The sequence below is a fragment of the Aporhodopirellula aestuarii genome (genome assembly GCF_023701485.1).
In the GTDB taxonomy this organism is placed as follows: domain Bacteria; phylum Planctomycetota; class Planctomycetia; order Pirellulales; family Pirellulaceae; genus Rhodopirellula; species Rhodopirellula aestuarii.
Genome location: NZ_JAMQBK010000021.1, coordinates 124070 through 131813 on the forward strand (window position 1 = coordinate 124070; position 7744 = coordinate 131813).

Below are 7744 nucleotides of genomic sequence, written 5' to 3' on the forward strand. Positions count from 1 at the left end.
CCGCTAGCATTCTAGCCTGCCATGCTGCTCGACAAGCACCTCATGCGCATCACTGGCAGCCCGCAAGAGGTTCATTATTAGGGGCGATAAAATATTGGATTCTTCTGGTAATCCCGCAATGTAAGCCAAGAAAATGGTGATGGCGCGCGAACGAGTGATTTCGTTCTCAATAGAACATTCATCACTTTCCGATTCCTCGTGCAATTCGAATCGACACATAAGGTCATCCAACACTCGGTCAGCCTCTTCTTCCGAGAAGAGCCACTCAGCATGTTCGAAATGCTCGAAAAACCATCGGTCGAACTCATGAATCTGCCGGACTAAATGCGTCTCGGCCTTGGCGTTGCTGTAAAGACCGTCACATTCTGACAATAGTCCATGGATTGGCTTTTCCTCTAGTGCTAACTGGGTCACCTTGATCAATGTACGTGGTTGGGGTAGCGAACGCATTGTTGTCCTCAGAAAGTAGATAAGTTTCACAGCCTGCCACGACGGCTCCGTGTTGAAAGTAGGGTTGATCTTGAATTTCAGCTTTCGCCCTGAACTCAGGAAGAGCGAGAGAGGCGAGCGTTGACGTGATCTTCTCGACCAGTCTCAATACCTTGCCCGAGGATCGACATGCGTCCAATAGGTGTTTTTGAATTTTTTTGCAGGTGCCAGGACCGCGGTGAGCTGATTCATCTATCGATGTGTCATCGCCCGCGTCACGAACATCCATTGCGACGCCCGACTTGATCTCATGTCGATCACCAGACCTCTTGGCGGATGACCGGCATCAAAATTAATCAGTGCGTGATAGCTCGCCGCGACGCCTTATGCATGGGAGTCGTCCTGCGAAGCTCTGGGAGCTAATAGGAGTCGCCGATGTGGGATAATCGTGGCTTCGAATGGGATGCAGCCGGCAACGGATTTGCGATGTGGCAGCAGTCCTCCGAGCTTCTCAACCAATTCACTGGCTTGGCGGAGTTAGTAACTGGGGTGACTCGACTCCGAATGGCTCATTGATCTCATTGAGCAGGAGGAACGTTCGCTTTGCACGCGATCTTGTGGGACGGTTGGAGTTGGGCATCGGTGATGTTCGCATTCTCGATCGCGAGGCATTCCGTTGCCATGGGGTCGCAGGACGTTTGGCGTATCTGTCACTGGGCTCCATGCCTGCCGACCATTGCCTTTCCGTCGGCATCGACACCTTTTTGGCATTTCTTTTTTTTCGGCAAGATGAGTGAGTCATCGTGGTTAATCCACACAGAGGGACGGCGGCTAAATTCTGCTCGACGGCTTCGAGCGAATTACGGTGACACGTGCCGCCGTCGCCACACGTTTACGAACAACTCAAAGAAATTGACTACGAACTTGACCGCATTTCAGTGGGAACTGATCTTGTTTACCCTGCGCGGAGGCGACTCACCCGCTGACACCGGTGGACAACACCTAAAGCTCGACAAAGACGATATCGAGTACCTGTCGGACGGGCTGCGCGACTGTAACTTGCTTCACGCCGTTCAGATCGCCACAGAGGTAGGTCGTGGGAAGATGAGATGAAAACGACTACCAGGTTGACCACGTATCAGTGGGAGCAGCTTTTGTTTACCCTATGCGGAGAAGACGCGTCCGTAGACACCGGTGGTCAACCGCTTGAACTCGATAGTAAAGACATCGAGAACCTCGTGGAGGAGTTGCACGCGTGTAACTTGCTTCACCGTGTTGGTCGCCACACTAGGCAGAGGGAAGCATGCCAGTGGATCAGGCAAGCTGCCACAGAAACACCTCCTCATGGACCTAATTGATCTTGCGTCTCTGTCGAATCACGAATACTTTGTGCCGAGGAACGTCCCTCGGCAACTTTCGTCGCTGCTGCCCGAGACGAATCGTCGATTAGATTGAGGTTGTACGAAGTATTGGGAGCGATGTCCCAGTTGCGATTTCCTCGGTGGCCGAGTCGACGCCGAATTGCTCGGGTAGATACCAGGGTGATCCGCGGAGGCATCGAGACCTCGTCAACACGACCAAGTGTTCCGCCAGGAGCTAAAAAAAGCCACGTACCCGGTAAGGACGTGGCAGAATGGCCCGAAGGCCGGTGAACTCACTGACCAGCCAGCTGGCCTTTCAGCTTTTCGATCAGCTCACTCGCCTGTTGCAACGTCAGGCTCTGTGGCGACGCAACACCGAACTCGGCATCGAGTTCGCTCGCCAGCCGTACGTTCGCCTTCGATGCGATCGCGTGGATGGCCCGGATCTGGGCATCGGTCGCTGGCCGCGTTCGAGACGGCGACGCTTTGTCTCGAACCACACCGCTTCGAGAACTTGTGTTGCCACGCGTGACCGCGGGAACGGTGGACTGCGATGACCGGTAACCGGCTAGCTCTTGATCTACCTCACGGCGGCAGAGTTCGAAAGTCCGTCGAATCCGCTGAGTCAGCGTGTCGTCATGATCACTTGCCAACGCGTTGTCGATTTCGATCTCCATGTGACAGGTGGCGCAGGCACTGCCGAAGTTCGGTTGCCCGATCTTGCGGCTGACGCCAACGCTAAGTTTCGTTGTCATGGTACTTCTCCTGGGTTTGGGTTGATGTTGAAATTTGAAACGTCGCGTTCCAACCAGAAACGTCGGAGCCAGTCGACTTCCGCTGTGATCGCTTGCGAACGCAAAGTGAAAGGGCCCAGTCTCGGCCCACCGACGCGGGCGAGATCGGCCGTCCATCGCCCATCGGCGGTGGGTTCCACCTCCGAGCCGCGACGGATTGTCGGATGGCCGAGGCAACGTGCATCAAACGCCTCGTGGTAGACCATCCGAGCCGTGCCGCCTTTGCCAATGATGATGTCGAGTGTCTCATCCATCACCTCGACCGCCTCAGAATGCTGCGACGAGGACGGTCGGTCATCCAACCCTCCAGCGACGCTTCGACGCGGCTCAGTTGGCTGACGACGCGTTGACGCAGCCCGGCTTGATCACGCAGTTCGCTCGGCTGCACGTTGCCGATGATCTGGCGAGCGTCCTCGACCAAACGGTCCAGTTGTTCGTCAGAGCGGATATTGAGCCGCCCAAAGCGATCAAAGAACTCCAACAAGTTGGTCACCGCCGAATCGCGAAACACCTTCGGTGAACCGTCATCCTGACCGCTGAGTCGTTCGGCTAAGTGACTGACCAACTGCTCCAACTCATCGGCGAACGCCTGCTCGGCCAGTTTCACCGCCTCGTCAAAGCGACGCTGCACCCGGGCACACTCGCTGTAGTACAACTGCGGGCTGACCTGCAGCAGGTACTCCGGCGGTCGGCAACTGGGATAATCCCATTCGATCCCAAAGAGCTGCTTCAGGTTCGGATCGTAGTCACCAGCGTTGAACAGGTCGCCCAGGCGATCCCGGGCCTGATCGACCAGTTCGTCGTAGTGATTTTCGAGTTGCTCGACTGCCTCGTTGAGTTCGCCCTTGACCGAGGTCATAAAGACATCGAAGGTGGCGACCTCAGCACGGCGGATCAACCGCATACCGGGTTCGGTGTACGGCAACGTGTTGGCCTTCCAATAGTCGGCCGCCTGCTTACGAACCGCCGTGGCGGCACGGAAAGCCGGGTGGCTGGTGTCGATCAACTTCTTCGAAGCAGAGAGCGACTTGGTGTCGGCATCGAACGTACCGGCCGCCAGACGCGTCTGGTCACTACTGAGCGTCTTGCGAACGCTCGGCCAGTGGATCTTCAGCCGCACCGCGGTGGTTTCGGTTTGCAGCCTTTCACCGACGCTGGCCATCGGATTGTCGATCGTTTCGGGAACTTGAGTGGAAGGGAGGGTGGTAAAAGTGGTACTCATGGCAATTGTCTTTCAGGTTGTTGAGAGAGAGAAACGAAAAACGCCCCACCCGCTGAGGTCAGCGAATGGGGCGATGAAGAAGAGTGAAACAGAGGTGTAACGAAACACACGGCCGCGACCGGGTGTCATCAATGAACTTAGACGAGTCGTTTATGACTCGTGTACGCCGGCGAATTTGCCCGCGAAGACTCCAGTTTGCCGGGGTCACGTTGAACGATGAGTTCATCCAACAGAACATCACAGGCAACCTCCGAGGGTGTCTCGGCTTGGCGAGGCCAGAGCAAGAGCACGACCACCAGCACCGGAGCGATACAGCACAGCAACCGCACCGATGAGTCGATCGTCGCGGCCAAGACAGGCTCGCGTCGCTCACGTTCGTCCCACTGCCGCCGGTCGGCTTCGAGTTGATCGCGTTGCCGTCCGACTTCAGTTCGCTCGCGTTGCAGATCGCTCTGCAGTTGGAGCCACTGAGCATCGGACAGGTCACGTCCGGAAGGTCCGCACCCGATCAGGACGAGCCACAGGGATAGAATCGCTGCGGCCGAAAACCAACGCGAACGGTCAGTCGTGCTCATGCGATGCATCGGACTTGCCATCGGCAAACTCCTTTCGCAAGAGTCGGTTGAGAAGTGCTTGCATGCCCCGCTGTCGACGCCGGGAATCTCTTAGCAACAGAGCGACCGCAGCTAGACAGAACGACAGCATCAAGCACACAAGTAGTAATGCATCCAAGGAACGGGTTCTCCTTTATTAGTAGGTAACATGAAAAACGAGGATCGATCCTCGTTTCAGCGAGGCATGCGGATACCGATGATTGATTCTCGATCGTGCCCCGTATTAACGGATCAATTAACAGAAGGTTTCGTGGTGACACGTCGCCGTCGCTTGCCCGAATTGACTTCCTTGCGGAAAAATCCCGGAGTGTCCGCCGACAGGCAACGACCATCAGCCCACTGCCTCAGTCGATCGATCGACTCGGCCGAGGTGACTGCCACAGGGACGACGTTGGTCGCTGCTTGGGTCAGCGGGACATCCAGCAACGCCGCTAAACGACAGCACGACTTGATTTCCGCCCCGGTCCACTGGTCGTCAGCGGGACAGGTTTCGGAGAGATCGATGTCGTATCGCTGCCGATACAACGCCCAGATAGCGTCCTTCTGCTCCCGACCAGGCAGGTCGACGAAGAACACTCCATCGAACCGTTCCGCACGACTGAACTCCGGTGGAAGCCGCTGCACATCGTTCGCGGTACAGACCACGAACACATCCGAGGCGTGATCGTTGAGCCATGTCAGAAACGTGCCCATCATCCGCGACGACACGCCGCTGTCATTGACTCCACCCGAAGCAGACCCGGCGAACGCCTTCTCCACCTCGTCGATCATCAGCACACAGGGAGCCATCGCATCGACGGTTTGCAGGGCTTGCCGAGTCCGCTCCTCCGACTGCCCGACGAGCGAACCCATCAAGCTACCGACATCCAGCGTCAGTACCGGCCGGCCGACCTCGTTGCCCAGACACTTACAGAACTCGCTCTTGCCACAACCCGGCGGCGACAACAGCATCACACCGCGAGGCCGCACCGCCTGTCCGTCGCTGCGACGGTTCATCATCGCCCGTCGTGTGAACGCCTTGAGTGCGTCGAGACCGCCGAGCGAATCAAATGTCTCGGCCCCACGATGAATCGAAAGCAAACCCGACTTCTGAACCGCCTGGGTCTTGAGTTCCCAGATCGTTGACGGTGCGAGAACCCCATCACGCACGAGAGAGAGACTAAACGCCCCCTCGGCCTCATATCGCGTCAAACCCGCCGCAGCATCAAGTACAGCGTCGAGCTGGGCGTCCTCAGGCATCTCATCGTCTTCGGTCGCGATCCCTGCGGCCACCTCAAGAAGTTGCTGGCGATCTGGCAAAGCATGCTCGACCGTGACGAAGAGTTTCTCTAGCTCCACGGGCAACTGCACGACGGGGCTGAGAACCACGACAAACCCTCGACGCTGCTTGCCGTCGTGGATGGCGTGAGCGAGTGCCTGAACGATCTCCGCGGACTGCATGAACCGGTGAAAGTTCTGCAGCACCACGATCGCGGGCGTCTCCCCATCGGCCAGCGACGAGATCGCCCTCACCGCCGCCAGCGGATCGCCGGCATCGTGTTCCGAGGGTGAACCGCTCGGCCCGCGAAGCCCTCGTTCGATATCCCAAGTGACAAGCCGCCACTGTTCGTCTCGACACATCCCCGCCAGTTCGGCGATTGCGTCGGTGTGTTCGTGAGACTCGATCCAGATCCCCGCAAAGCAGGCCCGGACGAGTTCGTTCACGCGTTGTTGTAAAGTCATTTCTTGACTCCTTGTTTGATTGTAATTGGACAAAAGAAAAGCCCGGTCAGTGACGATCACTGCCGGGCTTGTTGTTGGACCTGTGTGTCGGCCTGATGGAACTCGGCCTTCAGGCGTTCGCTCGCTCGCGATCCGAGAGCGTGTTCGAGGAACTCACTCGCCTGCCGGCAATCCGATCCGGTGAAACCGTTGGTCTCGACCCGCGACGATCCGTCGGGAGCGACAATCACTTCGATGGTTTTCATCCCGCCGCTCCCACGCTGAGGGCGAGTTTGATCGATCCATCGTCGAGCGCTTGCTCAACAACCGAGTAGCCCTTCCGTCGGGCTTCGATCTTCGTCTTCTCTACCGCGTAGGCCTGCAAGAACTCATCGAGACGCTCTCGCTTGCCCCAATGGCCCTGGTAGTTGTCGAACTTGGTCTCACCGGTCCCGAGATCAAACACGACCGGGTACCGCCAATCCTTGAGCTGCACACCCAATCCGGTAGCCGTCTGAGAAAACAACTTAAAGGTGCCTTCGCTTGGCGGATCGAGCCCCAGGCGATCGCACCCGGCCCGCACTGCCTGAGCATCACGGACCTGGGTAGCGATTTGAACTATATGCGACATTCATGTCTCCCTAAAAACAGAAAGAAAAGTGATCTGCGGTAGCTACACCGCTACCGTCACCTACATGTAGCGCAAAACGGGTGAAGATTTAGGACTTCGCCTCAAAAACGGTTCTCGCACCGATTCAGACGATGCGAGAACCAACGACGCGAAAGGGATGACGCATCGTTTCTGGACAAGGGTGGGGTCTGCGGCATTTGGGTCAACCAATTCAACCGCTTCGCTTTCCCTACCTGTGGTTTTTGCCGATTTCCCGGAGAAGATCAGTGATTAGGCAAGACATCAACTGGTCTTTTTGCGAGGAAGGATACGCCACCGGCTTTCGTTTGGGGAGTGCAAGTGGCTTTACCAAATACGCCTTCCGGTCTCCCTCTGGTTTCATCCGATACTGACTGCCATTCCAGGTCACGGTGACCTTCGTTCGAAACCCTGTCGCATTCCCGCACCGAGTGTCGGTGACCTCCCATTTCGAACCGTCGTCAAGTTCATAGACAGCACCAGGAAAGATTCCAATCCAGTCGGTCGTCCACGATCGCGTAATTATTTCACGCATAGCTTCCTCAAATCTCATGCTCTAGGAGTGATTGTTTAACGGTTTGTCCGCAGCAACGACTGCAACGGCGAACCACAGTTCGTGTTTCTATGCGAACCACTGCGTTTCCAAAATTCATGGCAACTCTCATCGTTTAGCGACTGGGTGGGAGGCCGCTGTCAGCCACGCTGAATTTCGACGACGTATCCATGCGGTAGATGAGCCGCGCGAAAAGAAAAACCCGCAAGCGAATTGAAACACAACGACGGACGCCTGAGCAACTGAAGAATGCACCAGGCAGCTTGTCGTCCGTATGAGAAAGTGCTTTCGCCGGGCTGTTTGAAAAGACGCAGGAAGTGCCTGGGTTGAAACACAAAATTTCGCTTCAAACCTTCAAAAAGCATCACCCGACTCGGTCCAATCGAGGAGATACTGGGGCGTTAGCAGCGTGTTGATTTTC

General features: G+C 56.6%; 9 protein-coding genes. 1 reads left to right on the forward strand and 8 read right to left on the reverse strand.

Annotated elements, in window-relative coordinates; translation table 11 throughout:
• Window positions 1-3: 3 nt before the first annotated feature.
• Entirely contained in the window at window positions 4-450 is a 447-nt protein-coding gene (locus NB063_RS07065) for a hypothetical protein (RefSeq protein WP_250928052.1), read from the reverse strand.
• Between the two features lie 891 nt (window positions 451-1341).
• Between NB063_RS07065 and NB063_RS07070 the strand changes: the two genes are divergently transcribed.
• A complete protein-coding gene (locus tag NB063_RS07070; RefSeq protein ID WP_250928053.1) occupies window positions 1342-1542 on the forward strand; it encodes a hypothetical protein in 201 nt (66 codons plus the stop codon).
• 541 nt (window positions 1543-2083) lie between these two features.
• On the opposite strand, the gene NB063_RS07075 is transcribed toward NB063_RS07070, so the two are convergent.
• From NB063_RS07075 to NB063_RS07105, 7 genes are all read right to left on the reverse strand, one after another.
• Window positions 2084-2545 (reverse strand): regulatory protein GemA, encoded by a 462-nt coding sequence (locus NB063_RS07075; protein ID WP_250928054.1) that lies wholly within the window; start codon window positions 2543-2545, stop codon window positions 2084-2086.
• On the reverse strand, window positions 2542-2838 hold the full coding sequence (locus NB063_RS07080) for a hypothetical protein (protein WP_250928055.1): 297 nt from the start codon (window positions 2836-2838) through the stop codon (window positions 2542-2544). The genes NB063_RS07075 and NB063_RS07080 overlap by 4 nt, the downstream gene beginning before the upstream one ends.
• Window positions 2838-3806, reverse strand: coding sequence for a hypothetical protein (locus NB063_RS07085; RefSeq protein WP_250928056.1), 969 nt, complete (start codon window positions 3804-3806; stop codon window positions 2838-2840). The genes NB063_RS07080 and NB063_RS07085 overlap by 1 nt, the downstream gene beginning before the upstream one ends.
• Window positions 3807-3943: 137 nt before the next feature.
• Window positions 3944-4402 (reverse strand): membrane or secreted protein, encoded by a 459-nt coding sequence (locus NB063_RS07090; protein WP_322975081.1) that lies wholly within the window; start codon window positions 4400-4402, stop codon window positions 3944-3946.
• Between the two features lie 249 nt (window positions 4403-4651).
• Window positions 4652-6142, reverse strand: coding sequence for an AAA family ATPase (locus NB063_RS07095; protein WP_250928057.1), 1491 nt, complete (start codon window positions 6140-6142; stop codon window positions 4652-4654).
• A 56-nt stretch (window positions 6143-6198) separates the two neighbouring features.
• Complete coding sequence (locus tag NB063_RS07100; protein ID WP_250928058.1) at window positions 6199-6387, reverse strand: DUF2997 domain-containing protein; 189 nt, start codon at window positions 6385-6387, stop codon at window positions 6199-6201.
• On the reverse strand, window positions 6384-6752 hold the full coding sequence (locus tag NB063_RS07105; protein ID WP_250928059.1) for a hypothetical protein: 369 nt from the start codon (window positions 6750-6752) through the stop codon (window positions 6384-6386). The genes NB063_RS07100 and NB063_RS07105 overlap by 4 nt, the downstream gene beginning before the upstream one ends.
• Between the last annotated feature and the right edge of the window lie 992 nt (window positions 6753-7744).